This is a genomic window from Pseudomonas sp. BF-R-26 (assembly GCF_019947395.1).
Lineage (GTDB): Bacteria > Pseudomonadota > Gammaproteobacteria > Pseudomonadales > Pseudomonadaceae > Aquipseudomonas > Aquipseudomonas farris.
In genome coordinates this window covers 299,025-324,455 of sequence record NZ_JAGYGK010000004.1, presented here as the reverse complement: position 1 = coordinate 324,455, position 25,431 = coordinate 299,025, and the positions used below count along the sequence as shown (strand labels likewise).

Here is a 25,431-nt window from a genome sequence, read left to right as displayed (position 1 = left end):
GATGCCAGTGCATCGGGTTTTTTATGGGCGATATGCGCAGTATCGAATCCCGTTCAAGGCGTTATGCGCTCCATGCAAGCCTTGATGAAGGCTTCCCGCTTCTGATCGTCCGGCAGCTTCATGAAGTTTTTCGGCTCGCAATTTTTCTCATTCACTTCGTATTTGTTTTCGCAGCCTGCGAGACATGCCAACGATAGTGCCAGTGCAACGAGCGATTGGGTGTTCATGAGCAACTCCTCATCGAGTTTCTTGCATCGCATTGAGCCTAACTCATGAGTTGAGTGTATGCAGGAACAGCGAAGCCGATGCTCTGACCTGACCTGACCTGTAGCAGCTGGCGCAGCCTGCGTTCGGCTGCGCAGCAGTCGCCAAACCATCCACCGCAGTGTTTGAGCAGAAACTGTGCATTCAGGATTTACGACTGCTTCGCAGCCGAACGCAGGCTGCGGCAGCTGCTACAGGTCCGATCGCAGGCTCCGGCAGACCGCCCATGATGCCCTGATAAAAAATGAACCCCCGGCGATGGATGCACCTCAATACTTCTAGGGGCTCCTATGCCGGGCCACTCGCTGTATGGAGGTCGTCATGTCCGCACCTTTCGTCAGGCTGTTCACTCAGCCCAATTTCGTCTGGACAGATATTCGTAAGGAAGAGGAAGCGCATCCGCGCCATTACCTCGCTCATTTGCTGTTGCTCGCCCTGATCCCCGCGGTGTGTCTGTTTATCGGGACCACCTACGTCGGCTGGAGCCTGGCCGAGAACGAAACGGTCAAACTCAGTGCCTCCAGCGCCCTGCAACTCTGCGGGCTGCTGTACCTGAGCATCATTGTCGGCGTGGTGCTGATGGGGCTGTTCATCCGCTGGATGTCGCGCACCTTCGACTCACGCCCCAACGTCAATCAGTGCATCGGTTTTGCCGCCTACACCGTTACCCCATTCTTCCTCGCAGGTATCGCCGGGCTCTACCCGAGTCGCTGGCTGGCGATTACGGTGCTGGGAGCCGCCTCCCTCTATTCAACGTTTCTGCTGTTCGTCGGTTTGCCGATCTTCATGCACGAGCGCAAGGAGGAAGGCCTGCTGAATGCGGCGAGCGTATGGGGCGTCGGGCTATTGGTGTTAGTGACTATCCTGGTGGAGATGATTCTGCTCTGGTTCAACTATCTGGGACCTGAGTACGTGCGCGTGACCGGCGTGTGATTATCCTGAGTCCGCCATCCGCCGGCGATCGGCGGTACACCTCCGAGAACCGGGCATGAGCTTCATTGTATGGGTGGCGGTGTTGGGTGCGGTGCTGCTGACCCTGGCACTGACCTCGTCCTATCTGCGCTGGATGCCGGTGACCACGTCGGCGGTGTGCCTGGCGCTGGGCGTGGCGATCGGTCCGGCGGGCTTGGGTTTGCTGAAGCTGGACATCAAGGACGCGGCGGTCTGGATGGAGCACCTGACTGAGGTCGCGGTGCTCTTTTCGCTATTTGTCTGCGGACTCAAATTGCGCCTGCCGCTCAAGGATCGCCAATGGCGAATAGCATTCGGCCTGGCGGGACCGGTGATGATCTTGACCATCATTGGCGTGAGCCTTTTGCTGCATTACGGCTTTGCCCTGGCCTGGGGGCCCTCGCTGCTGATCGGAGCGATTCTGGCCCCCACCGATCCGGTACTGGCCTCGCTGGTGCAAGTCAACGACGCCAGGGATTACGATTCGGTGCGTTTCGGGCTCTCCGGTGAGGCGGGCCTCAACGACGGCATCGCCTTCCCCTTCGTGATCCTCGGTTTGTTGTTTGTGCAACAGAGCGGCAATAGCGAGGCCTGGCTCGGTGAGTGGGCATTGAAAAGTGTGCTGTGGGCCGTGCCTGCCGGTTTGTTCACCGGTTACTGGATGGGCCACGGCATAGGTCGCTTGACCTTGTCGATGCGCATCCGCAATGCCGACAGCACCATTTCTCCCAACGATTACCTGACCCTGGCGCTGATCGCCCTCGCTTATGTCGCGGCCGAGGAGATCCATGCCTATGGCTTTTTATCGGTATTCGCCGCCGGCCTCGGGTTGCGGCAGGCCGAAGTCAAATCCACCGGCGACGCGCGGATTCCCGCCGAGCATCTGGTGCAACCGGTGGTTGGCCACCAGAACGTCGAACCTGCGGCTGCCGTCCACGGCGACGTAACGAATTTGCCAGAAACCCAAGTCGCGGCCGGCATCATGATGGGCGACATGCTGGCATTCGGCAGTTTGGTGGAGCGCGCCATGGAAGTGTTTCTGGTCACCCTGCTGGGCGTCGTGCTGGTGGGCCACTGGGATTGGCGAGCGTTGGTGGTTGCGCTGGTGTTGTTCTGTGTCATTCGTCCCTTTTGCGTATGGCTCATACCGTGGGGGCGCTTGCTGGACAGCCGTCAGCGGCTGTTGATCGGCTGGTTCGGGATTCGCGGGATCGGGAGCTTTTATTACCTGTTCTACGCCTTGAACCATGACCTCGGTCCGGCGGCGGCGACGCTGTGCACCGACCTGACGTTGTCGGTGGTGGCGCTGAGCATTCTGGCGCATGGCATCAGTACTCAACCGATGCTGGCCCGTTATGAGCGGCGCAATCAGCAAGACGTCTGACGGTTTCCCCCTTCGGTCAACCTGCATTGGACAGCAACAAATATTCATGCAGGTTGCACGACAAACGTCGTTTCTATTCGATCACATCCCTCTGTTTTTCATGGTTTTTTGGTAAACCTTGAAACAGGCACGAGAAATGCTCCAGCAGTGTGAGCGACAACGGCAGCAAGACCGTTTGCGCGTGCCCCGTGACTAGACAAGAGGTTTGACCATGAACGCCATTGACCTGTTGAAAGCCGACCATGAACGCGTAAAAGGAATCCTGGCCCAGTTGAGCGAATCCACCGAGCGTGGGGTTAAAAAGCGCACCGAGTTGCTGGCAAAACTGGAAATGGAAATCAAGATCCATACCCGTCTGGAAGAGGAAGTCTTGTATCCGGCGTATAAAAAAGCCGGGGGCAAGGAGCAGGACATCATGTATTACGAAGCCAAGGAAGAACATCGCACCGTCGACAAGCTGGTGCTTCCCGACCTGAAAACCACTGATCCCTCTACCGTCGAATTTTCCGGTCGAGTGAAAGTGGTCAAGGAGTTGCTGGAACATCACATTGAAGAAGAGGAAAAGGAAATGTTTCCTCAGGCCAAAAAACTGCTGGGCAAAACGACGCTCGACGAATTGGGGGCGGAGATGGAAAGCCTGAAAGCCCGATACAAAAAAGAGCTGGGCGCGCCCAATCTCGCTGCTTGATGGAGGGAATAGCAAAGCCCGGCGAATGACTTGCGAGAGTCTTGAGTCAGTGAGAAACCTGTGGCGAGGGAGCTTGCTCCCGCTTGAGTGCGTAGCGCTCATAAAAATCGGCAATGGTTGTCAGATTTTTGGGACCGCTATGCAGGCCAGCGCGAGCAAGCTCGCTCGCCACAAAGGAGCACTCACTTCATCGCCAAGGCAATGACTTCTACCAGATTAAGTTGGGTAAAGGGCTTGGACAGGCGTGGAAGTCTGGTCGCGAAGCCTTCCAGGCGCTCGGTGTAACCGGTGGCGAGAATGATCGGCAGGTGTGGCCTTATCACCCGAATAGCCTGCGCCAATTGCGCGCCACTCATCTTGGGCATGACCATGTCTGTAATGACCAGGTCAACGTCGTGCTCGCTGTCGAACAGCTCCAGTGCCTGTGCGCCGGATGCTGCACTGATTACCCGATGGCCCAGGTCCTCAAGCAACAGGCTGGTACTGGTCAACACCAGACTGTCGTCGTCCACGACCAACACACACAGACGAGGCACCCGCGACATGGCGGCCTCCTCAACAGCGGGTTCGGTGGTCGAGTCGGCTAGCGCAACAGGTAACCAGAGTTCGGCGGTGGTGCCGACGTCTTTCTGGCTTTTGAGGATGAAACGTCCACCCAGTTGTTCAGTAAACCCGTGAACCATCGACAACCCCAGGCCAGTGCCTTTGCCGACGCCTTTTGTAGTGAAGAAAGGGTCCATTGCCGACGCCAGGGTAGCGTCATCCATGCCCTCCCCTATATCCGTGACACTCAGGCAGACATAGCGGCCTGGCGCCAGGGCTAATCTCGACTGATCGCAGACCTCTTCTGTCTGGGCTCTGATGATGAGTTTTCCACCGTCGGGCATGGCATCGCGGGCGTTGGTCGCCAGGTTCAGTACCGCCAATTCGAGCTGATTGACGTCGGCCATGACCGGTTCAAGTCCAGGCGCAAAGCGCGTTTCTATGCTCACCGACGGCCCCAGAGAGCTGCGCAACAGCCCGGTAATCCCCTGTATCAGTGTTGGTATCTCGACGGATTCGGTCTTGAGTTCCTGACGCCTGGCAAACGCCAGCATGCGCTGGGTCAAGGAAACGCCACGCAAGGCGCCTTGAGTGGCATTGTCGAGCAAACGGGTAATTCTCGGGTCGTCCGCCGCACGTTTGCGAATGATTTCCAGATTGCCGAGGATAACGGTCAGCAAATTATTGAAGTCGTGGGCAATTCCTCCGCTGAGTTGACCGATGGCCTGCATCTTTTGCGCCTGAAACAACGCTTCTCGGGTTTTTTCAAGCGCTTGCTGGGCCTGGGTGACCTCGGTGATATCCCGAGTGATCTTGGCAAATCCCAGCAACGTGCCGGTTTCGCCCCAAATCGGGTCGACCACCACATGCGCGAAAAACCGCGTGCCGTCCTTGCGCATGCGCCAGGCCTTGTTTTCGAATCGCCCCTCGCGCGTAGCAATTTCCAGCGCCCGTTGCGGTTCACCGGCTTCACGGTCTTCAGGGGTGTAGAACATCGAGAAATGCTGGCCGATCACTTCTTCGGGCCGATATCCCTTGATTCGCTGAGCCCCCAGATTCCAGTTGGTCAGGCGTCCATCCGGGGCGAGCATATAGATGGCATAGTCGGTGACGCTCTGCACTAGCAGCCGGAACTGCTGCTCACTTTGTTTGAGGGTTTCTTCAGCGATTTTGCGGTCGGTCAAATCCCGGGTGATCTTGGCAAAACCCAGCAATTTGCCCGACGGATCTAAAATGGGATCGATGATGACGTGGGACCAAAAATGCGTGCCGTCCTTGCGAACCCGCCAGCCTTCACCCTCGAAACGCCCTTCGTGAATAGCGGTATCAAGAGCGCGCTGAGGCAAACCGGCCTTGCGATCCTCCTCGGTATAAAAACGCGAGAAATGCTGGCCGAGAATTTCCGCTTCCTCATACCCTTTGAAACGCTTGGCGCCAGCGTTCCAACTGGTGATGATGCCATCGGGGTCAATCATGTAGATCGCATAGTCGACCACGGCATCGATCAACAGACGAAAGCGCATCTCCTCGATGGCATTGGTCTTGGTCCGGTCATCGCTCATGGATCCCGCCCTTATTGTTGTTCTTCTGGAGTATGCGACAAACCGCACGTTTGGAAATTCAAAAAACCAATACGTTGGTATGCCGCAGTGGCGCGATGGATTATCGGTACACGTATTTGACGATATAGGCGTACAGATCGTTGTAGACAAAGTCCGGCACGTGCTCAGCGTAGGTCTGGGTTTTGAGCAGTGCCAGATGACACTCTTTTATCATTTCGTCGCGATCACTCATGGTGTAGATGTGATTGTCGACGATCTTCCCGTAGGCGCTGTACGTATAAGGCGCCGTTGTTCCTGCGATGGTCAAGCTCCCGTCGGCGGCTTTGGTATAAGTGCTTTGAGCGCGCAAGGTCCGTTCCTTCAATGCCCCGAACCCGCGCTCGTACAAGGTAATTTGCGAGCCGCTGACCGCTTTGGCAGCCGTCTCGCAGGCCAGGATGATCGCCTGTGCGTTACTCATGCTGGCATCCAGCATCGACACAGTGACGAACCTTTCCATTTCCTGCTTTTCCAGGCTCTTGAGTGCTCTTTTGATGCTCGATGCATGAGCGAACTCTTGATTGCAGGCGACGATATGGGTCTCGACCTGGTAGCCGGCTGCCGTCACCACGGGTGGAAAAGCAATGAAATCGGTGCTGTCGAATGCGCATTCCATGATTATGTTGTATTTGCGCGTAAACGCCTCTGCGAAGATCTTCGTGATGACGTCCCGGACAAATGCTTCCGTATGCTCATAAGCGTGCAGGACACCGAGTTTGATCAGCTCGGCGTATTGAGGGTGTTTTTTTCGGTAGTCGGGCAGGTACAGACGAACGTAGTTGTCGTAGCGTTTCGAGGGCAGGAGGCTTTTTTCCAACAGATACGTTTTACCTGACCCTTGCAGCCCGGCAACGACCAGCATTTTCGGGGTTGCCTCAGTAGTGATGCCGGTGAACAGCGTCGCGGTGATTTCAGTGAATGCTGCAGTGACCTGCTCTGGGGTGTAAGTGTAATTCGGGGTTATATTCGGGGCTGCTGACATACCTTGATTTCCTTATCAAAGATTCGCTTGAAAGTGATTGCTGCCCTTTGAATAAAGCGCTGTTTCGTGGTTTGTTCAAATGAGCGTGTCTTTCAAGATATGTCACTGTTTTATAAAGTAAATATTCCTACAGAACAGAAGGAGATTGCGTCGATTCAACTGACCACCAGCGCGGCAACAATTGCTTGACCTTGCTCTCGCCAAACCGGTCATCGATCAGCATCACTACCCCTTGATCCTGCTGAGTGCGGATCACCCGCCCCGCTGCTTGCACGACTTTCTGCACCCCAGGAAACAGGTAGGTGTAGTCATACCCGGCACCGAAAATCGCCGCCATGCGCTGTTTCATCTGTTCGTTGACCGGATTCAGTTGCGCCAGCCCCAAGGTGGCAATGAATGCACCAATCAGCCGCGCGCCGGGTAAATCGATGCCTTCGCCGAATGCGCCACCCAGCACCGCAAACCCTACGCCCTGACTATGGACGGTGAATTGATCGAGAAACGCCTGACGAGGCCCTTCCCCCATTCCCCGGGACTGCGACCACAGCGTGATGTGCGGATGCCGTTCGGCCAACAACTGGGCCACTTGCTGCAAATAATCGAAGCTGCTGAAGAACGCCAGGTAGTTACCGGGGCGCTGGGTGAACTGTTTGGCGATCAGCTCGACGATGGGTTCAAGGGATGCCTGACGATGGACATAGCGGGTCGAAATCTGGCTGACGATGTGCACTTGCAACTGTTCGGCGCTGAACGGCGACTCCACATCAATCCAGACTGTATTCGCCGGTGTTCCCAGCAAATCAGCGTAGTAATGCCGAGGGCTCAGGGTGGCGGAAAACAGCACGGAGCTACGCGCAGCAGTCAGGCGCGGGCGAATGAAAGCGGCGGGCACAACATTGCGCAGGCACAGTTGCGACAGGTTGCGCTTGCGGTCGAGGTCGCGTTTGCTGATGTCGAACAGGAAATGCTCATCGAACAGTTCAGCCACACGGCCGAATTGCAGCATGTCGAAGTAAAAATTCTGCAACCCGCTGTCCAGGCCCTGAGGGTGATCATTGAGGTAGTCGCCGATGCTCGCGCAGCATAAGGACAGCGCCTGAAGCAGTTTTTCCGGGGCTTTGTCGTAGGCTTGATAGGGGCTCAGTTGCTGATCATGCAGGGCGTTCCATTCGCGATTGACCCGTTGCAAGGATCTCTTCAGTGGCTCAGGCGCGGTTTTTCGCACGCTGTTCAACGTCACCTGATCGAGGCTGGCGCTGTACATCTGCCGGCCACGCTCTACCAGATTGTGGGCTTCGTCCACCAACACGGCGACTTTCCAGTTATTGGCCTGGGCCAGCCCGAACAGCAATGCGCTGAAGTCGAAATAGTAGTTGTAGTCAGCGACTACCACGTCTGCCCAGCGGGCCATTTCCTGGCTCAGGTAGTAGGGGCAAACGTCGTGCTGCAGGGCAACCTCGCGCAAGGCACTCTGGTTCAGCAGGCTCAGTTGGCTGGCGGCCTGACGCGCGACCGGCAAACGATCATAAAAGCCCTGGGCCAACGGGCACGACTCGCCATGGCATGCCTTGTCCGGGTGCTCGCAAGCCTTGTCCCGGGCGATCATCTCAAGGACTCGCAATGGCGGAGCGTCGGCGCTGTCGAGGATGACCTGCGCGGCGTCCAGCGCCAATTTGCGCCCCGGGGTTTTCGCCGTGAGGAAAAACACCTTGTCCAATTGTTGCGGCGCCAGCGCCTTGAGCATCGGGAACAGCGTGCCGACCGTCTTGCCGATACCGGTCGGTGCCTGGGCCATCAGGCACCGACCGGTGCTGACAGCCTTGAACACCGATTCGGCCAGATGCCGTTGTCCGGGACGAAAATCGGCATGGGGAAATGCCAGCTGTTGCGCCGCCAGATTGCGCCCTTCGCGATGGGCCATTTCCTGCTCGGCCCAGTGCAGGAACAATCCGCAATGCTGCTCGAAAAACAGCTGCAATTCGGTGGCGCTGAAGGCCTCGACCAGACAGGTTTCCTTTTCGCTGACGATGTCGAAGTACACCAGCGCCAGATTAATCTGCTCCAACTGCAGTTTCTGGCACATCAACCCACCGTAGATCTTCGCCTGCGCCCAATGCAACTGCCGGTGGTTGGCCGGTTGCTTGCCCAGGTCGCCACGGTAGGTTTTGACTTCTTCGAGGCAGTTTTGCGCCGGATCGTAGCCGTCCGCCCGGCCTTTCACGGTCAAGGTTCGATACTGGCCCTCAAGCGCGACCTCGCTCTGGTAACCCTCGCTGCGCCGTGACGCCACGGTGCGATGCCCGACGATGCCTTCCAGCGCAGTCGGTGACGGGGTGAAGCGCAAGTCGAGGTCGCCGACCTTGGCGGTGAATTCACACAGCGCCCGCACCGCAATGCTGTAGCTCACGCGCCCTGCTCCGCCCATTGCACGTAGCACACGGCGATCGGCATCTGGTGCTCGTGACAGAATTCCAGCCAGCGCAATTGATTGTCTTGCAACCGATCGCCGGGGCCTTTGACTTCGATCATGCGGTAGGTTTTGTCTTGCGGCCAAAACTGGATCAAGTCCGGCATGCCGGCGCGGTTGGCCTTGATGTCGAGCAACAGTCGATTGAACCAGTGCTTGAGGTGTTCTGCGGGCAGACAGTCGAGTGCCTGCTCAAGCAGTTCCTCGCTCAGCACGCCCCAGAAGACGAACGGCGACTGCACGCCCCACTTGGCGCTGTAACGCTCGCGGACAGTTTGCACATAACGTCCGTCATCGAGTTCGGCGAGGCAGGCCTGGAACAGATCCGCGCGCCGCGCATGGAAGTCTTCATTGAGCAGGTCCACCGGCCCGCGCTGGAACGGGTGAAAAAACGCCCCCGGCAAAGGCGCGAAGATCGCCGGCCAGCACAGCAGCCCGAACAGTGAGTTGATCAGGCTGTTCTCGACGTAATGCACCGGCGCCGAATCGTCCGCCAGGTGGGCCTGAACGTAAGACTCCACCGACAACGCCGGATCGTGCCTGGGCAGTTGCAGGTCCAGACGCTGCATGGCCCGAGGGGCTGGCCGCTTGATCGGCGGCCCGCCCAGTTTGCGCCGCAGTCTGGGCAGCACACGCGATAGATGCTGATGCTCGGCAGCGCTTTCAGGGGCTTGCTCGGCGTGGGTGGCCAGGTCCATAGCCAGTTGGTATTCAGCACAGCGCTCCAGCACGCGAATCAGCCGCAGACGCGCGCCGGGGTAGGCGCATTCGCGGTAGAGGCTCAGGGCGGTGGAAAAATCCGCGACGCGCTCGCAATGCTGACCGATCTGGAACAGCAGTTTGCCGCGACGTCTTTGCAGCCAGGGATTGTCGAGCGGCAGACCGTTGATCTGCTCGACAATCGTCGTCACGTCTTCACCGGCCTCGAAACGCTGCTGACAGTTGTGCAGGAACAGGCAGGCATCGACGTCCTCGCGACTGCGCAAGCCTCGGGACTCGGCGCAGAACTCGACTTTTTCGTAGGTAAAGATGCCCAGGTCGGCCAGCACGAACTCCGACCAGTCCTGGTAAAGGTTGCCGAAGAACATCAGTCGCAGCCGGTCGCACAGGCCCATGACGGTCAGGCTGAACAACCGGTCATTCAGTGCCGGACACCATTGGGCAAAACTTTGCGCTTCGGGAAACTGCTCGCTCAGGGTCGGCAGCCAATCGTTTTTTTTGCCCTTGGGCTGATCGATGGCGCTGCCAAAGCACTGGAGAATCTCGGCCTTGAGCAATACCTCGAACAAGTCCTCGATGTGCAACGGAGACTGCTGGTCGATCCAGCCCGATGCCAGTAGCGGCGCCGCAGCGCTGTCGATGTCGCCGATCTCGACGTAACTCAGTTTGCCGGCCCTGAAATGCACACCCTTGCGCATCACCAGTCTGACCAGCAAGGCTTGGGACTCGCGGGGCAATCGACTGAAGTCGCGGATGAAATCCTGTTCCTCGAGGCTCAATACATCGGCATAACGATGTTCAAGCCAATCAAGCACTTGCATGAAGTTGTTCAAGTAATAGAACGGATCATCGAGAGGATTTACAATCACGGGCAATAGGGCCATGGCAAACGAATACTGGTTATGCGTACAGATACCAGCTATGCCCTACCCGGTGCAAACGGAAAAGGATCAGTGGCGACGCTATTCGGTAATTTTCGGGTGACCATCGAACTTTCTGCCATTCCATCGCACAAACCGCGGTAGAGGCACAGCGACGATTGACCTCAAGCGGGGCTGTCGCGCTGTTTTTATTCAGTGATGAGAGGTGTGTATGAATATCAAGACTCTGGGTTTGCCCCTGGCAGTAGCGGCCTTTTTGGCCCTGGCCGGCTGCTCGACGCCAACGGTCGTGACCCTGCAGAACGGCACCCAGTATTTGACCAAGGACATGCCGAACACCAAGACCGAGGATGGCTTCTACGAATTTGAAGATATTTCCGGAGCGAAGGTGAAAGTCCGGGCCGATGAAGTGGCCACGGTTCGCAAGGAAGACTGATCCCCTGCGTTCGGCTGTAGCAGCTGTCGAGCCTGCGAGGCTGCGTTCGGCGACGAAGTCGTCGCAAGTCCTGCCCCCCGGTTTAGCTGAAACACCGCAGTGTCTGATTTCACGACTGCTGCGCAGCCGAACGCAGCCTCGCAGGCTCGACAGCTGCTACACAAGGAGTGCGCCGCGGGTTTTAAAGCGCTTCTGCAATCGCCTTTCCGACCTCCTGGGTCGAGCCCTTCCCGCCCAGATCCGGTGTGATCGGCCCCTCGGCAATCACCCGTTCAATCGCCTGCAGAATCCCGTCGTGCGCGGCGCGATAACGCTCATCACCGTTCCCCAGAAAATCCAGCATCAATGCACCGGACCAGATCATGGCGATTGGGTTGGCGATGTTGCGCCCGTAGATGTCCGGGGCCGAACCATGCACCGGTTCGAACAGCGACGGAAAACGCCGCTCGGGATCAAGGTTGGCCGATGGCGCAATGCCGATGGTGCCGGCGCAAGCCGGACCGAGGTCGGACAGGATGTCACCGAACAGGTTCGACGCCACCACCACATCGAACCGGTCCGGTTGCAGCACAAAACGCGCGCAGAGGATGTCGATGTGTTGCTTGTCCCAGGTGATGTCCGGGTACTGCGCGGCCATCAACGCCGTGCGCTCGTCCCAGTACGGCATGCTGATGGAAATCCCGTTGGACTTGGTCGCCGCCGTCAGGCGTTTGCGCGGTCGGGTCTGGGCCAGGTCGAAGGCGAACTTTAGAATCCGGTCCACGCCACGCCGGGTGAACACCGACTCTTGCAGCACGAATTCATGCTCGGTGCCTTCGAACATCTTGCCGCCGACCGAGGAATACTCGCCCTCGGTGTTCTCGCGGATCACCACGAAATCGATGTCGCCCGGTTTGCGCCCTGCCAGCGGGCACGGTACGCCGGGAAACAAACGCACCGGGCGAATGTTCACGTACTGGTCGAAGTCGCGGCGAAACTTCAACAGCGAACCCCACAGGGAAATGTGATCCGGCACCTTGTCCGGCCAGCCCACGGCGCCGAAGTAGATGGCGTCGAAACCCTTGAGCTGCTCGAACCAGTCATCGGGCATCATCTGCCCGTGTTCCAGGTAGTAATCGCAGTGAGCCCAGTCGAGCACTTCGATGCTCAAGTCGAGCTGCCACTTCTTCGCGGCCTGCTCCAGTACTCGCAATCCTTCCGGCAACACTTCCTTGCCGATGCCATCGCCGGCAATCGCGGCGATTCTGAATGGTTTACTCATTAATCATGCCTCGCAAAATGGCTGTGCAATCGTTATCACAGCCCGCCGATGTGGAAGGCTTTGACTTCAAGGTATTCGTCCAGGCCGTACTTGCTGCCTTCACGGCCAAGGCCCGACTGCTTGATGCCGCCGAACGGCGCGACTTCCATGGAAATGATCCCGGTGTTGAGACCGACCATGCCGAACTCCAGCGCCTCGCCGAAACGCCATGAACGACGCAAGTCCTGAGTGAAATAGTAGGCGCCCAGGCCATAAGGCGTGGCATTGGCCAATGCGAGCGCTTCGGCCTCAAGGGTAAAACGCATCAACGGCGCCACCGGGCCGAAGGTTTCTTCGTTGGCCAGGAGCATGCCGGCGTGGGTGTCGCCGAGGACGGTTGGCTGAACGAACTGATTGTCGCCTTCGGGAATACCGCCGCAGAGCAAACGCGCACCCTGGCTCAGGGCATCGTCGATGTGCCGGGCGACCTTGCTCACCGCTGCCGGGTTGATCAGCGGGCCGATGGTGACGTCGGCGTCCAGGCCATTGCCGACTTTGAGCTTGCCCACCTCTTCCACCAATCGCTGAGCGAAGCGTTCGTAGATGCCGTCCTGCACCAGAATGCGGTTGGCGCAGACGCAGGTCTGGCCGGCGTTGCGGAACTTGCTGAGCATGATGCCGGCGACTGCCTGTTCCAGATCGGCGTCGTCGAACACAATGAACGGTGCGTTACCGCCCAGTTCCAGGCTCAAGCGCTTGATGTGTTCGGCGCTCTGGCGCATCAGCAGGCGACCGACCGCGGTGGAGCCGGTGAAGGAGATTTTGCGCACCGTCGGGTTGCCGGTCAGCTCTTCGCCGATGCCGGCGGGCATCCCGGTCAACACGTTGAACACCCCAGGCGGAATGCCGACACGCTCGGCGAGTACCGCCAGGGCCAGGGCCGACAGCGGGGTCAGGTCCGAAGGTTTGACGATGATCGGGCATCCGGCAGCCAGGGCCGGCGCGCACTTGCGAGTGATCATCGCGTTGGGGAAATTCCACGGGGTGATGGCGGCGCACACGCCCACCGGTTGCTTGAGCGTCAGCAGGCGGCGGTCGCCACTGGGGGCCGGCATGGTTTCGCCGTAGACCCGGCGGGCCTCTTCGGCGAACCACTTGACGAACCCGGCGCCGTAGCGGATTTCGCCCTTGGCCTCGTTCAGCGGTTTGCCCTGCTCGCAGGTCATGATCAAGGCGAGGTCGTCGAGGTTGTCGATCATCGCCTGATACCAGCGCTCCAGCAGCGCCGCACGTTCCGCCGCCGGGCGTGCGCGCCATGCAGGCCAGGCGCGTTCGGCAGCTTCGATGGCACGCCGGGTTTCCGCGCCTTGCATGGCCGGGACCCGGGCAAGCAATTGGCCGGTGGCCGGGTCGATGACGTCCAGGGTTGCGGCGTTATCGGCGCCGATCCACTGCCCGTCGAGGTAAGCGAGTTCTGTCAGTAGGCTGGGGTCTTTCAAACGATTCTTGAGCATGGTCGAGTCCTGATCCGAGACATTTCCAGTCTAGGGAGATGCCACGGATGAGGATGCTGAAAGCGTCTGATGGGCAGTGTTGGATGCTGAAATTTGCGGTGGGACGGCAGGCTCTACCGGGGAGAAATTTGGTCTTTCAGGGTAAACACAAAACCCTGTGGGAGCGGGCTTGCCCGCTCCCACAAGGAAATCACAGTTTCAAGGAACCGAGCAGGCCATCCAAAAACCGCTCCCCAGCCTCCATCTGGCTGATCTCGATAAACTCATCCGGCTTGTGCGCCTGTTCGATCGAGCCAGGGCCGCAGACCACCACTGGCACATCCAGACGCTGTTTGAACAACCCGCCCTCGGTACCGAACGAGACTTTGGCGGTGCCGGTGTCCGGGGCGGCGAAGTTTTTCAGGAAGCGCACCGCTTCGACGCTCGGGTGGGTATCGAGGCCGGGATAGACGTTGACCGTTTCAATGTCGATCGCTGCGACACTGGACAGTTTTTTGGCCTCGCGCACGATCACTTCGGCACGCTCGCGCATCTGTTCCAGGAACTGGTCCAGATTGTCCGCCGGCAAGTTACGCACCTCGAAATCCAGGGTGCACAGGTTCGGCACGATGTTCAGCGCCTTGCCGCCGACAATCTGCCCGACATGCACGGTGCTATAAGGCACGTCGTAGTCGGCATCCTGCGCGCCCTGCGCTTGCAGTTGCTGCTGGCTTTGGCGCAGTGCCGCGATGAAATCGCAGGCCACGTGAATCGCGTTGACCGAACGCGGTGCCAGGGAGGAATGGGCCTCCAGCCCACGGCAGTAAGTGCGGTAAGAACCCTTGCCCTTGTGCCCCAGCACGAACTGCATATTGGTCGGCTCACCGATCAGGCACAAAAACGGCCGCACCGGCGCCAGATGCAGCACGTCGAGCAAGCGTCGCACCCCCACGCAACCGGTCTCTTCGTCATGGGACAAGGCGATTTGCAACGGTCGGTTCAAGGAGTGGTCGGCGGCGTCGAGCATGGCGTCGATCGCCAAAGCAATAAAACCCTTCATGTCGCAACTGCCACGGCCGTAAATCCGCCCGTCCTGCACCGTCGCCTGAAACGCCGGAAAGGTCCAGGCCTGCCCCGCAGCCGGCACTACATCGGTGTGCCCGGACAGCAAAATCCCCGGCAATTCCTTGGGGCCGGTGCTGGCGAACAGGTTGGCCTTTTTGCCTGTTTCGTCCTTGACGATCAGCGACTCGATGCCCTTGCTCAGCAACAGGTCGCGCACGTACTCGATCAGGGCCATGTTCGACTCCGACGAAACGGTGTCGAAGGCCATCAGGCGTTTGAGAATATCCAGTACACGGGGTTTCATGAGGCCCTGCTCCTTTGCTCAGTTGTCCGTTGCTCGGCTGAAGGGGCGAACCGGCGGATAGAGAACGGCTCAATCGAGGTGCTAGTGCTGCCGGTGCTGATCAATTCAGCCATCACATCGCCGACGCCAGGGCCGAGCTGGAAGCCGTGACCGCAGAAGCCGAACGCGTAGTACAAGCCGTCAACGTTGCCGCTCTGTCCCATCACCGGCAGGGAATCAGGCATGTAGCCTTCGATGCCGCTCCACACGCGGATGATGTTCAGGTTGCCGACACCCGGCAACAGGCGACGCATCTGATCCATCTGATTGAGAATACTGCGCGGCTCGACATAGGCACGGCGGTTGAGCATGTCCGGTTTGCTCCGGTAACCGCCGCCGATGATGATGTTGCCGCGCGGAATCTGCCGGAAGTAGATCACTTCTTCGGGAATTTTGGTGTACACGCCGATCACCGTCGGCAAGGCGTAAGGCACCGGTTCGGTCACGGCCATTTGCGGGCCGTGGGTGTCCAGCGGCACCGGTTCGCCGAACTGCGCCGAGAGTTTCTGGCCCCAGGCACCAGCCGTGATCAGCAAGCGCTCGGCGATGAATTGACGGCCATCGGTGGTGGTCACCGTGAACTCGCCGCCGACCTTCTGCACGTCGGCGACTTCGGTCTGTTCCTCGATCCGCGCACCGAGGCGTCGTGCCGCCCGGGCGAAGGCCGGCGCGGCCAGACGCGGGTTGGCGTGGCCATCATGAGGCGCATAGGAACCGCCCTTCACATCCGGCCCGAGGAATGGGAAGCGCTCGTGCAGCTCGGCGCCGCGATAGATCTTCAAGTCCAGCTGAGCCGCTTCGGGCGCCGCCGCGTAGGCCTCAAGCTCAGGGATTTCGTCTTCGCGGTAACACACACGCATGTGCCCGCTGGCGATGAATTCGAGGTCGTCGTCGATCAATTCCGGCAGGCGTTTCCACAACGCCCAGGACCGATTGGCCAATTCCAGTTGCCCGAGGAATCGCCCCTGGCGACGGACGTTGCCGAAGTTCACGCCGCTGGCGTACTGACCGATCTGGTCGCGTTCCAGCAAAATCACCGACTGCCCGCGCTGGCGCAGGAAAAACGCCGCCGCCGAGCCCATCAGGCCGCCGCCGACAATCACCACATCGGCTTTGTGTAGGGTCATGGCGACACCTCCTCGGTGAGCATCGAAAGGGGTTTTACCGGCGCCTGGCCGCGTTGCCGGCCGACCTGTTGCACACTGACGCCCGCAGCGGCGGCAATCACTTCGGCCCCGGCCTGGGAGCAATAACGGCCCTGACAACGGCCCATGCCGACCCGACTGAAGGCCTTGGCCCGATTGACTTCACAGGCGCCCTTCTCATTCACAGTACGGCGCAACTCGCCGGCGCTGATCATCTCGCAGCGGCAGACGATGGCTGAATCCGGTAACGCTTTGGCTTGCGCCGCAGGCCAGGGAAACGCTTGGGCCAGGCCGAGGCGAAACTCATCCATGACCGCCAGCGCGTGCCGTTGTTCGTCGCGCAATCCGATGTTCACCGGTTGCTGCAAATCTTCCAGCAACGCCATCGCCACCAGTCGCCCGGCGTGCTCGGCGGCATCGGCACCGCGAATCTTCGAACCGTCCCCGGCGGCATACACACCGCTGACCGAGGTCCGGCCCGCTTCATCGACGGCCAGCCACCATTGGCTGGAGGCCTCGTCGAAGCGCATGCGGCAACCGGCCAGGTCGGCCAATTGGGTTTCCGGGCGCAGGTGATAACCCAAGGCCACAGCATCGCAATCGATCGTCAGGGCTTCGCCTTTCGCTGTGCTGATCCGCACACCACTGACCCCACTGGCGGCGTCACCCAGTACTTGCAGGGGGGTGATCCCCAAATGCACCGGTATCTTCGCCCGATAGAGCTGCGCCAGCAGTTTCATCCCGGTGAACAGCAACCCCGGCCGCGCCAACAACTTGGGCAAGGCGCCGATGCGCTTGATCAGCGGCGAAGTGTCGAGCACCGCCGCAACCATGGCCCCGGCTTTGATGTATTGACTGGCAACCAGATACAGCAACGGCCCGCTACCCATGAACACCACGCGATGGCCGATGGAAACCGCCTGGGACTTCAGTGCGATCTGCGCTCCGCCGAGGCTGTAGGTGCCCGCCAACTGCCAGCCTTCAATCGGCATTAAACGGTCGGTGGCGCCGGTACAGAGGATCAGTTCGTCGTAATCCACCGTCGAGTGCTTGCCCTGGCTGACGCAGCACAATTGCCCCGGCGTCAGGTTCCACACCAGCGTGTCGGGGCGGTAGTCGATCTGCCTGCGCAAACGGTCGAAGCTCTGATGCAAATCCTTGGCCTTGGCGGCTTCGGTGCCATACAGGGTGACGTAATCCCGGGTAAACCCTTCAGGCTGGCGACGGTAGATCTGCCCGCCATCCCGGCGATTCTCGTCGATCAGGATCGGTTTGAGGCCAGCCGCCAACAGTGTTTCAGCACAGCGAATGCCGGCCGGCCCGGCGCCGACGATAACGACCCGATGAGTGCTCAGCCGTGCAGTGGCCATATCGCCTCCGGTTGTGTGGTGACGATGTCCAGCCCTTCGCGGACTTCATTGGAACAGGCGCGCAGACGTTCGCCGCTGCGGGTCCAGACCCAGCAATCCTGGCACGCGCCCATCAGGCAGAAACCGGCGCGACGGCCCGAATCGAATTCCGATTGGCGTAGCGCGTTGCCCTGGGTCAGCAATGCGACCATCAGGGTGTCGCCCTGCAATGCCTCGATGGGCGCGCCGTCCACCATTAGTTTGACGGTCGGTCGGCCCTGCTCGGCCAGCCTCACAAAACGCCCGTTCATGCGTAGGCTCCCACGGTTATGTTTTCCAAATCCTGTTGAGTCTTGAGCAACTCGGCACTGTCGTGATGGCAAAGGATTTCACTGCCGCCATCAATGATCCGGCGGTTCGGCGCGGTGTGATTGCACAGGCCGTCGACCCGCACCGGGCAACGACTGAGGAAGGTGCACAGCTCTGGCACATTGGCCTTGGCGCCGATCGGCGGCAGCGTGCCGCAAGTGGTGCCGCAGTTTTCCAGCCAGCCCTGTCGCAGCTCCGGCACCGAATGGATCAACAAGTCGGTGTAAGGATGGAACGGTGCCTGCGCGAAAGACTGCCGAGTGCCGGCCTGAACCTTGTGGCCGCTGTACATCACCACGATGTCGTCGCACAGCGCCCGCACCGTGGAGATGTCATGGCTGATGAACAGATACGACACGCCCAGTTGCTGGCGCAGATCGCGCAGCAGTTCAAGAATCGCCGCGCCGACCACGGTGTCCAGCGCCGAGGTGACCTCGTCGCAGAGGATCAGATCCGGTTTCGCCGCCAGGGCCCGCGCCAGGTTGACCCGCTGCTTTTGCCCGCCAGACAGTTCATTCGGGCGTCGTTCCGCCATGGCTCGCGGCAGGCGCACCAGGTCCAGCAGTTCGCCGATACGCTCGCGCAGTGCGGCGCCCTTGAGGCCGAAGTACATCTTCAGCGGACGACTCAGAATGGTGCCAACACTGTGCATCGGGTTGAGCGCGGTGTCGGCGTTCTGGAACACCATTTGAATCCGTCGGAACTGCTCGTCAGTGCGCTCGGACAAACTGCCGCCCAATGGCTGGCCATCGAAGGTCAGGCCGCCCAACGCCGGCGTCAGCAACCCGGCCACCACCCGCGCCAAGGTCGACTTGCCGGAACCCGACTCCCCGATCACGCCGATGGCCTGGCCCCGGCGTACGGTCAGGTCGATGTCTTCCAGCACGCGGATTGCCGGCATGCCTTGCATATTCTTGTTGCCGTAACCGGCGGTCAGCCCCTGGATGGTCAGCAGCGGCGTTTCTTCGGCGATGCCGCAAGGCGGGCGAATTGTCGTGTCCGGACGGGCCGCCAGCAGCAGGCTGCGGGTGTATTCGTGGGCCGGGGCTTTGAGCAACGGCGCGGTGGCGCTCTGCTCGAAGATTTGCCCGCCGTTGAGCACCACAATCTGATCAGCCATTTGCGCTACGACCGCCAAGTCGTGGGACACATAGACAGCCGTCGCGCCACGCTCGCGGACCACGCGTTTGAAGGCGCGCAGCACATCGATCTGGGTGGTCACGTCGAGGGCAGTGGTCGGTTCGTCGAGCACCACCAGCAATGGATCACTGATCAGCGCCATGGCCGCCATCACTCGTTGCAACTGCCCGCCGGATACCTGATGCGGATAACGCTGGCCGATGTGATCAGGGTCCGGCAGGGCCAGGTCGCGGAACAGTTCGATGGCTTTGGCTTCAAGCGCGACCCGACTGCCCAAACCATGAATCAAGGCGCCCTCCACCACTTGGTCGATAAGCTTTTTCGCCGGGTTGAACGCGGCGGCGGCACTCTGGGCGATGTACGACACCCGGTTGCCGCGCAGGCCTTGCAGCTCGTTTTCGCTCAACGCCAGCATGTCGTGTTCGCCTACCTGCACCACCCCGCCCGCCAACCGGCAACCGCGCCGGGCATAGCCGAGCAACGCCAGGGCGATGGTGGTCTTGCCGGAACCGGACTCACCAATAAGCGCCAGCACTTCACCTTTTGCCAGGGAGAAGCTCACGCCCTTGACGATTTCCACCTCGCCGCGCTCACCACAAGCGACCACGCGCAGGTCTTCGACTCGAATCAAATCACTCATTTCAATGACCTCCCGCACGTCGACTACGCCGTGACGACAGTCGGTCGATGAACAGATTCACGCCGATGGTCAGAGTGCCGATGGCCAGCGCCGGAATCACGATGGCTGGCGCGCCCTGATTGAGACCGCCGATGTTTTCCCGTACCAGCGAGCCAAGGTCTGCATCCGGTGGTTGCACACCCAGGCCGAGGAAGCTCATGCCACTGAGCAGCAGCACGATGAAACCGAAGCGCAACCCCAGATCCGTCAACACCGGGTTAAGCATGTTCGGCAGGATTTCCACACACGCGATGTACAGCCGACGCTCGCCACGGGTGCGGGCCACTTGCACGTATTCCAACGCTTCGATATTCACCGCCATGCTGCGGGCGATGCGGAATGCACCGGGGGTGAAACTCAGCACCGCGGTGCAGATCAGCAACAGCACCGAGGAGCCGAAAGCCGAGACCATGATCAGCGCCAGCATCTTGCTCGGAATGGAAATAAAGGCATCCATCAACCGGCTGATCACCTCGTCCAGCCACTTCGGCGAGACCACCGACAGCAACGCACATCCGGTGCCCAGCGTGCTGGCCAGCACTGCCGAAATCAACGCCAGGCCAACGGTGAACCGCGCGCCGACGAGGATGCGGCTGAGCATGTCGCGGCCCAGGTAATCAGTGCCCAACGGGTAAGCCGCGCTGAGGCTGTCGAAGACGTTGTCGGAGATCACTTCGCCCACCGGGTGCGGCGCCAGCCACGGACCGAAGATGGCCACCAGCAACCAGATCACACACATCGCAGCGCCAACCAGACCGAGCCACGACGGCCCATGGGAGACCTTGCCCAGCGCCAGTTCGGGGCCGGCAGGCGCCGATTTCGCAATGAGATCGTTCATTGGTTTCTCAGCCTCGGATTGGAAAGAATCGCGCACAGGTCGGCAATCAGCACCAACCCCAGGTACGCCGTACAAAACAGCATGGTGCAGGCCTGAACCAGCGCCATGTCGCGGTTGGTCACCGCATCGACCATCAGGCTCGCGATGCCGGGGTAGTTGAAGATGGTCTCGACGATCACCACCCCGCCCAGCAGGTAGGACAGGCTCAGGGCGATGGCATTGGCAATCGGCCCGATGGCGTTGGGCAAGGCATGACGCAGGACGATTCGCATCGGGCTCACGCCTTTGAGCCGGGCCATTTCCACATAGGCACTGTCGAGTTGATCGATCACCGCCGCCCGGGTCATGCGCGCCATTTGCGCGACAATCACGCAGCACAGCGTCATCACCGGCAAGGCGTAGGTGCGCAGAAATTGCAGCGGTGAGGTGATGTCGCTGGCATAGGACAACGCCGACAGCCAGCCCAGGTTCACCGCAAAGATCAGCACCGCCAGGGTCGCCACCAGAAACTCCGGCACCGCGACCAGGGCCAGGGTGACAAAGCTGAGGAAGCTGTCGATGCGCCCGCCCCGGCCCATGGCCGAACCGATGCCGAGGATCAGCGCCACCGGCACCGACACCAGCGCCGTGACGGCCGCCAGCATCAACGTGTTGGGCACCCGCCCGGCCATCAAGTCGCTGACCGGCATGGCGTTGGACACCGACTGCCCCATGTCACCGCTGAGCAGGTTCATCAACCAATGCAGGTAACGCACCACACCGGGTTGATCCAACCCCAGTTTCAGGCGCAAGGCCGCCACCTGTTCCGGCGTGGCGAATTGCCCGAGAGCCTGTTGCGCCGCGTCCCCCGGCAGTACCGCCGTGATGGCGAAAACCACCATGGACACGATCAACAAGGTCACGACCGCCGCGCCCAGGCGCCGGCCGATCAACCATAGTGTGTTGCTATTCATCGCCCTACCCTCATGCAATATCCCCGCTTACACGCGTGTGCGGCCGATCAAGCATCCAGCCAGATCTGCTCGGCAAACATGTAGCCCATGAAACCGCCCAACGGGTTGCTGCCGTAGCCTTTGATGCGCTGGTCGACGCCATCGATGTTGCTGATGAACACCGGCACGCCGATGCCGCTGTGGTCGTGCACCAGGGCCTGCATGTCGGCGTACATCTTGCTGCGCTTGGCGTCGTCGGTTTCTCCGCGGGCGAGCATCAGCAATTGGTCGAACTGATCGTTCTTCCAGCCCGACTCGTTCCAGGGCGCGCTCGACTGGAAGAACTGCGAGAACATCACGTCGGCGTTCGGCCGTGGGTTGATGTTGCCGAAGCTCAGCGGGTGCTTCATCCAGTGGTTGGACCAGTAGCCATCGCTGGGCAGGCGGTTGACGTCGAGTTTGAGCCCGGCCTGTTTCGCCGATTGCTGTAGCAGCACGGCGATGTCCACCGAACCGGTCGCGGCCGGTGAGCACATCAGCGGCATGCTGATACTTTCCATGCCGGCCTTCTTCAGCAGGAATTTGGCTTTTTCCGGGTCGTAGACCCGCTGCGGCAGGTCGGCGTTGTAATAGCGCGAACCGGGGGAAATCGGATGGTCGTTACCGACCACGGCAAAGCCACGGAACACCGCGGATTTGACCTGCTCACGGTCCAGCAGGTACTTCATGGCCTGAGTGAATTCCGCACTTTTACCCGGCATCTGGTCCTGACGGATGATCAGGTCCGTGTAGTTGCCCGACGGTGCATCGACGACGCGGTGGGTGGTGCTGGCCTTGATCCGCGTGGTCGAGCGCGGGTTGACCTCGTTGATGATGTGCACGTCGCCCGACAGCAACGCATTGATCCGTGACGGTTCGTCGCCAATCGCGATGAACTCGATCTCGTCCAGGTACGGCAGGCCCGGTTTCCAGTAGCCGGTGTTGCGCGCGGCAATCGAGCGCACGCCCGGTTTGAATTCCTTGACCTTGAACGGCCCGGTGCCGATGCCCTGATTGAAGTCGGTGGTGCCTTCGGGAACGATCATCAGGTGCGACACGGCGAGGATCGACGGCAGTTCGGCGTTCGGCGCACTCAGGCGGATCTGCACTTCGTGGGTGCCGGTGGCCTTGATCTCCTCGAACTGCGCCATCAGTGGCATGACCTTGGAACCGGTCAACGGGTCCTTGTGGCGCGACAGCGAGTACACCACGTCGGCGGCGCTCAGGGTTTTGCCGTTGTGGAAGGTCACGTCCTTGCGCAGGGTGATGATCCACAGCGTCGCGTCGGTGTTGTCGATGCGCTCGGCCAGTTCCAGTTGCGGCACCAGGTGGCTGTCGAAACGGGTCAGACCGTTGTAGAACATGAAGTGGCGCACGTAGTCGGTGGACAGCGCGCCCTTGGCCGGGTCCAGGGTATCGGCGGTGGAGCTGGACATGCCGGCGACGCGAATCCGCCCGCCCGGCTTGCCTTTGCCCGGGGTCGCCGCTTCTTCGGCGAACAATTTGCCGGCGGCGCCGAACAGGCTACCGGCCCCCGCTGCGGCGACACCTGCCACACCCAGCATCTGCAAGGCGTTGCGGCGCGACATGCCGCGATTGAGGCCTTCGAATACCCGCAGGCTTTCCTGGCCGGAAATCAGTGTCGAGTCGATTTTGTTGTCAGTCATATCAGTTGTACCTGTCGAAAAAATGAGGCTCGAGTGCCCACGGATATCCGGGGCGTCCTGGAAACGCAAACGACGGTGACGCCACAACATCAACTCAATGCAAATAGTCCTGGAAACGGTAATAAGCGCCCACGAACGGCAGGAACCACGGCTTGCCGAAATGCCCGGGAATCGCCGGCCAGTCGAGTTCGCGCCAAGGGTTGGCCTCGACCTTGCCGGCCATCACCTCGGCCATGACCTGGCCCATGTGCACCGACATCTGTACGCCATGGCCGCTGTAGCCCATGGAGTGATAAACGCCGCCGTGCTGACCGGCGCGAGGCAAACGGTCGGAGGTCATGTCCACCAGTCCGCCCCAGCAGTAATCGATCTTGACGTTGGCCAACTGCGGGAACATCTGCACCATCGCCGCTTGCAGCACCTTGCCGCTCTTGGCGTCGGACACGCTGTCGGACATCGCAAACCGCGCACGCCCGCCGAACAGCAAGCGGTTGTCCGGGGTCAGGCGAAAGTAGTTACCGATCATGCGGCTGGTGACATAGGCGCGCCGACCGGGCAGCAGCTGATCGATCAGGACCTGTGGCAACACCTCAGTGGCGATCACGAAACTGCCGACCGGCACAATCCGCCGCCGATACCAGCCCAAGCCGCCGTGCTGGCAGGCGCCGGTCGCCAGCAATACTTGCCCGGCGTGCAGCGAACCCTTGCTGGTATTGACCCGATAGCCGCCGGCCTGGGCTTTCCAGTCCGTCACTGACGTGCCTTGATGGATCAGCGCACCGTGACGTGCCGCGGCCTCGGCCAGCCCGACGCCGAAACGCCCGACGTGCATCTGCACGCCGTTGCGTTGCAGCAAGCCGCCGTGGAACTGAGCGGAATTCACTTCAGCGCGGGTCTGTTCGGCGGTCAGCAACTCGACCTCGGCATCGACTTCCTGGCGAATCAATTCGCAGGTACGCGCCAGGCCTTCGTAGTGCATCGGTTTGGCCGCCAGCTTGAGCTTGCCGTTGCGCTTGAGGTCGCAGGCGATCTGCTCCTGCTCCACCAGCGACACCACGCTCTGCACCGCGCTTTCATAGGCCTGGTAATAAGCGCGGGCCTTGTCGGCACCGAGGCTGGCGCTCAGCCCGGCGTAGTCCTGGGCAACGCCGGTATTGCACTGGCCGCCGTTGCGCCCGGAGGCTTCGCCGATCACCCTTCCGGCTTCCAGCACCACCACACTGGCGCCCTTCAGCGCCAATGCCCGCGCCGCCGCCAGGCCGGTGAAACCACCACCGACGACGGCCACGTCAACTTGCCCGGGCAATGCACCGAGCTGAGCACCGGTAAACGCCGGTGCGGTGTCGAGCCAGTAGGATTCACTGCCCATGTCTAACCCGCCTATGCCAAATGAAGAATGCCGTTACCGTTCGACTCAGAGACCGACCAGCGCCGCCAGCCCACCGATGTCGGTGATCTGCTGGTAGCCGTAGAACGCATTGCCCGGAACCTCGTGACCGCGGGCGACAAAGGCCTTGTTCTTGATCTTCATGTCGTGGGCCGGCATCAGGTCGTAACGGAAACTCGAAGACACATGCAAGATGTCTTCCGGGCCGCAGTTGAGGTTGTCGAGCATGAACTCGAATGCGGCCAGACGCGGCTTGTAGGCCTGGGCCTGTTCGGCGGTGAAAACCTTGTGAAACGGCGCGCCGAGTTTGTCGACGTTGGACATGATCTGGCTGTCGCTGGCGTTGGAGAAAATCACCAGAGGAATCTTGTCGGCGATTTTCGACAGGCCGGCCGGTACGTCCGGGTGCGGGCCCCAGGTCGGCACGGCGTCGTAATACAGCTGACCTTCGTCACGGTATTCGATGCCCCAACGCTTACAGACTCGCGCCAGTGAGGTCTTGAGGATTTCGTCATATGGCATCCAGTCACCCATCACTTGATCCAGACGATAGGCGGAGAAATCCTTGACGAACTGATCCATCTGCTCGGGTACCACGCGATCGGCGAACAGTTCGCGAGTCATCGTGCCCATGTGGAAATTGGTCAGCGTACCGTAGCAGTCGAACGTAATGAATTTGGGGCGAAGAAAGCTCATTGAGTGCGGTCCTGAAGTTCGTTGAGGTCATGGCGCGACAGGCATTCGCTGCGTTTCGAGAGCGGCGATGCAACGCTGCAGCACACCGTCATTACAACACCGTGAAACCAGCAGATGGCGTTAAAAGCGACC

General features: G+C 60.3%; 21 protein-coding genes. 4 read left to right on the top strand and 17 right to left on the bottom strand.

The window, feature by feature from the left end:
* Window positions 1-53: 53 nt before the first annotated feature.
* Window positions 54-227 carry an entry exclusion lipoprotein TrbK gene (trbK, locus tag KGB18_RS07425; RefSeq protein WP_123722917.1) on the bottom strand — a complete coding sequence of 58 codons (174 nt, stop codon included), beginning with the start codon at window positions 225-227 and terminating at the stop codon, window positions 54-56.
* 358 nt (window positions 228-585) lie between these two features.
* Between trbK and KGB18_RS07420 the strand changes: the two genes are divergently transcribed.
* The 3 genes from KGB18_RS07420 to KGB18_RS07410 all read left to right on the top strand — a co-directional run bounded on the left by KGB18_RS07420 (window position 586) and on the right by KGB18_RS07410 (window position 3,287).
* Window positions 586-1,197, top strand: a complete 612-nt coding sequence (locus KGB18_RS07420; protein WP_123722790.1) for a Yip1 family protein — start codon at window positions 586-588, stop codon at window positions 1,195-1,197.
* A gap of 55 nt (window positions 1,198-1,252) precedes the next feature.
* Entirely contained in the window at window positions 1,253-2,599 is a 1,347-nt protein-coding gene (locus tag KGB18_RS07415) for a cation:proton antiporter (protein WP_201060423.1), read from the top strand.
* 211 nt (window positions 2,600-2,810) lie between these two features.
* Window positions 2,811-3,287, top strand: a complete 477-nt coding sequence (locus tag KGB18_RS07410; protein ID WP_223569614.1) for a hemerythrin domain-containing protein — start codon at window positions 2,811-2,813, stop codon at window positions 3,285-3,287.
* A gap of 182 nt (window positions 3,288-3,469) precedes the next feature.
* On the opposite strand, the gene KGB18_RS07405 is transcribed toward KGB18_RS07410, so the two are convergent.
* The 4 genes from KGB18_RS07405 to KGB18_RS07390 form a co-directional block, all read right to left on the bottom strand.
* On the bottom strand, window positions 3,470-5,392 hold the full coding sequence (locus KGB18_RS07405; RefSeq protein WP_123722793.1) for a PAS domain-containing sensor histidine kinase: 1,923 nt from the start codon (window positions 5,390-5,392) through the stop codon (window positions 3,470-3,472).
* Window positions 5,393-5,492: 100 nt separating this feature from the next.
* Window positions 5,493-6,413, bottom strand: coding sequence for a zeta toxin family protein (locus KGB18_RS07400; RefSeq protein ID WP_223569613.1), 921 nt, complete (start codon window positions 6,411-6,413; stop codon window positions 5,493-5,495).
* A gap of 127 nt (window positions 6,414-6,540) precedes the next feature.
* Window positions 6,541-8,820, bottom strand: coding sequence for a helicase C-terminal domain-containing protein (locus KGB18_RS07395; RefSeq protein ID WP_223569612.1), 2,280 nt, complete (start codon window positions 8,818-8,820; stop codon window positions 6,541-6,543).
* Window positions 8,817-10,484: a VRR-NUC domain-containing protein gene (locus KGB18_RS07390; protein ID WP_223569611.1), complete on the bottom strand. Its 1,668-nt coding sequence runs from the start codon at window positions 10,482-10,484 to the stop codon at window positions 8,817-8,819. The genes KGB18_RS07395 and KGB18_RS07390 overlap by 4 nt, the downstream gene beginning before the upstream one ends.
* A gap of 208 nt (window positions 10,485-10,692) precedes the next feature.
* On the opposite strand from KGB18_RS07390, the gene KGB18_RS07385 reads away from it, so the two are divergent.
* Complete coding sequence (locus tag KGB18_RS07385; protein WP_038983339.1) at window positions 10,693-10,917, top strand: YgdI/YgdR family lipoprotein; 225 nt, start codon at window positions 10,693-10,695, stop codon at window positions 10,915-10,917.
* Window positions 10,918-11,098: 181 nt separating this feature from the next.
* Here the strand turns inward: KGB18_RS07385 and KGB18_RS07380 are convergent, their stop codons facing one another.
* The 12 genes from KGB18_RS07380 to KGB18_RS07325 all read right to left on the bottom strand — a co-directional run bounded on the left by KGB18_RS07380 (window position 11,099) and on the right by KGB18_RS07325 (window position 25,299).
* Window positions 11,099-12,178 carry a tartrate dehydrogenase gene (locus KGB18_RS07380; protein ID WP_123722798.1) on the bottom strand — a complete coding sequence of 360 codons (1,080 nt, stop codon included), beginning with the start codon at window positions 12,176-12,178 and terminating at the stop codon, window positions 11,099-11,101.
* A 35-nt stretch (window positions 12,179-12,213) separates the two neighbouring features.
* A complete protein-coding gene (locus KGB18_RS07375) occupies window positions 12,214-13,671 on the bottom strand; it encodes an NAD-dependent succinate-semialdehyde dehydrogenase (protein ID WP_201060417.1) in 1,458 nt (485 codons plus the stop codon).
* 190 nt (window positions 13,672-13,861) lie between these two features.
* Window positions 13,862-15,019, bottom strand: a complete 1,158-nt coding sequence (argE, locus tag KGB18_RS07370) for an acetylornithine deacetylase (protein WP_123722800.1) — start codon at window positions 15,017-15,019, stop codon at window positions 13,862-13,864.
* Complete coding sequence (locus KGB18_RS07365) at window positions 15,016-16,185, bottom strand: NAD(P)/FAD-dependent oxidoreductase (RefSeq protein WP_223569610.1); 1,170 nt, start codon at window positions 16,183-16,185, stop codon at window positions 15,016-15,018. Before KGB18_RS07365 ends, argE begins: the two co-directional genes overlap by 4 nt.
* Window positions 16,182-17,573: an NAD(P)/FAD-dependent oxidoreductase gene (locus KGB18_RS07360; RefSeq protein ID WP_201060416.1), complete on the bottom strand. Its 1,392-nt coding sequence runs from the start codon at window positions 17,571-17,573 to the stop codon at window positions 16,182-16,184. Before KGB18_RS07360 ends, KGB18_RS07365 begins: the two co-directional genes overlap by 4 nt.
* On the bottom strand, window positions 17,555-17,863 hold the full coding sequence (locus tag KGB18_RS07355) for a (2Fe-2S)-binding protein (protein ID WP_123722803.1): 309 nt from the start codon (window positions 17,861-17,863) through the stop codon (window positions 17,555-17,557). Before KGB18_RS07355 ends, KGB18_RS07360 begins: the two co-directional genes overlap by 19 nt.
* Complete coding sequence (locus KGB18_RS07350; RefSeq protein ID WP_123722804.1) at window positions 17,860-19,701, bottom strand: ABC transporter ATP-binding protein; 1,842 nt, start codon at window positions 19,699-19,701, stop codon at window positions 17,860-17,862. The genes KGB18_RS07355 and KGB18_RS07350 overlap by 4 nt, the downstream gene beginning before the upstream one ends.
* Before the next feature lies 1 nt (window position 19,702).
* The gene (locus KGB18_RS07345) at window positions 19,703-20,578 is read right to left on the bottom strand and encodes an ABC transporter permease (protein WP_123359464.1); all 876 of its coding nucleotides are present in this window, start codon (window positions 20,576-20,578) and stop codon (window positions 19,703-19,705) included.
* Window positions 20,575-21,531, bottom strand: a complete 957-nt coding sequence (locus KGB18_RS07340) for an ABC transporter permease (protein ID WP_123359465.1) — start codon at window positions 21,529-21,531, stop codon at window positions 20,575-20,577. The genes KGB18_RS07345 and KGB18_RS07340 overlap by 4 nt, the downstream gene beginning before the upstream one ends.
* A 47-nt stretch (window positions 21,532-21,578) precedes the next feature.
* Window positions 21,579-23,216: an ABC transporter substrate-binding protein gene (locus tag KGB18_RS07335; protein WP_201060413.1), complete on the bottom strand. Its 1,638-nt coding sequence runs from the start codon at window positions 23,214-23,216 to the stop codon at window positions 21,579-21,581.
* A gap of 94 nt (window positions 23,217-23,310) precedes the next feature.
* Complete coding sequence (locus KGB18_RS07330; protein WP_223569609.1) at window positions 23,311-24,585, bottom strand: NAD(P)/FAD-dependent oxidoreductase; 1,275 nt, start codon at window positions 24,583-24,585, stop codon at window positions 23,311-23,313.
* Between the two features lie 45 nt (window positions 24,586-24,630).
* Window positions 24,631-25,299, bottom strand: a complete 669-nt coding sequence (locus KGB18_RS07325) for a haloacid dehalogenase type II (protein ID WP_123359468.1) — start codon at window positions 25,297-25,299, stop codon at window positions 24,631-24,633.
* Window positions 25,300-25,431: the final 132 nt, after the last annotated feature.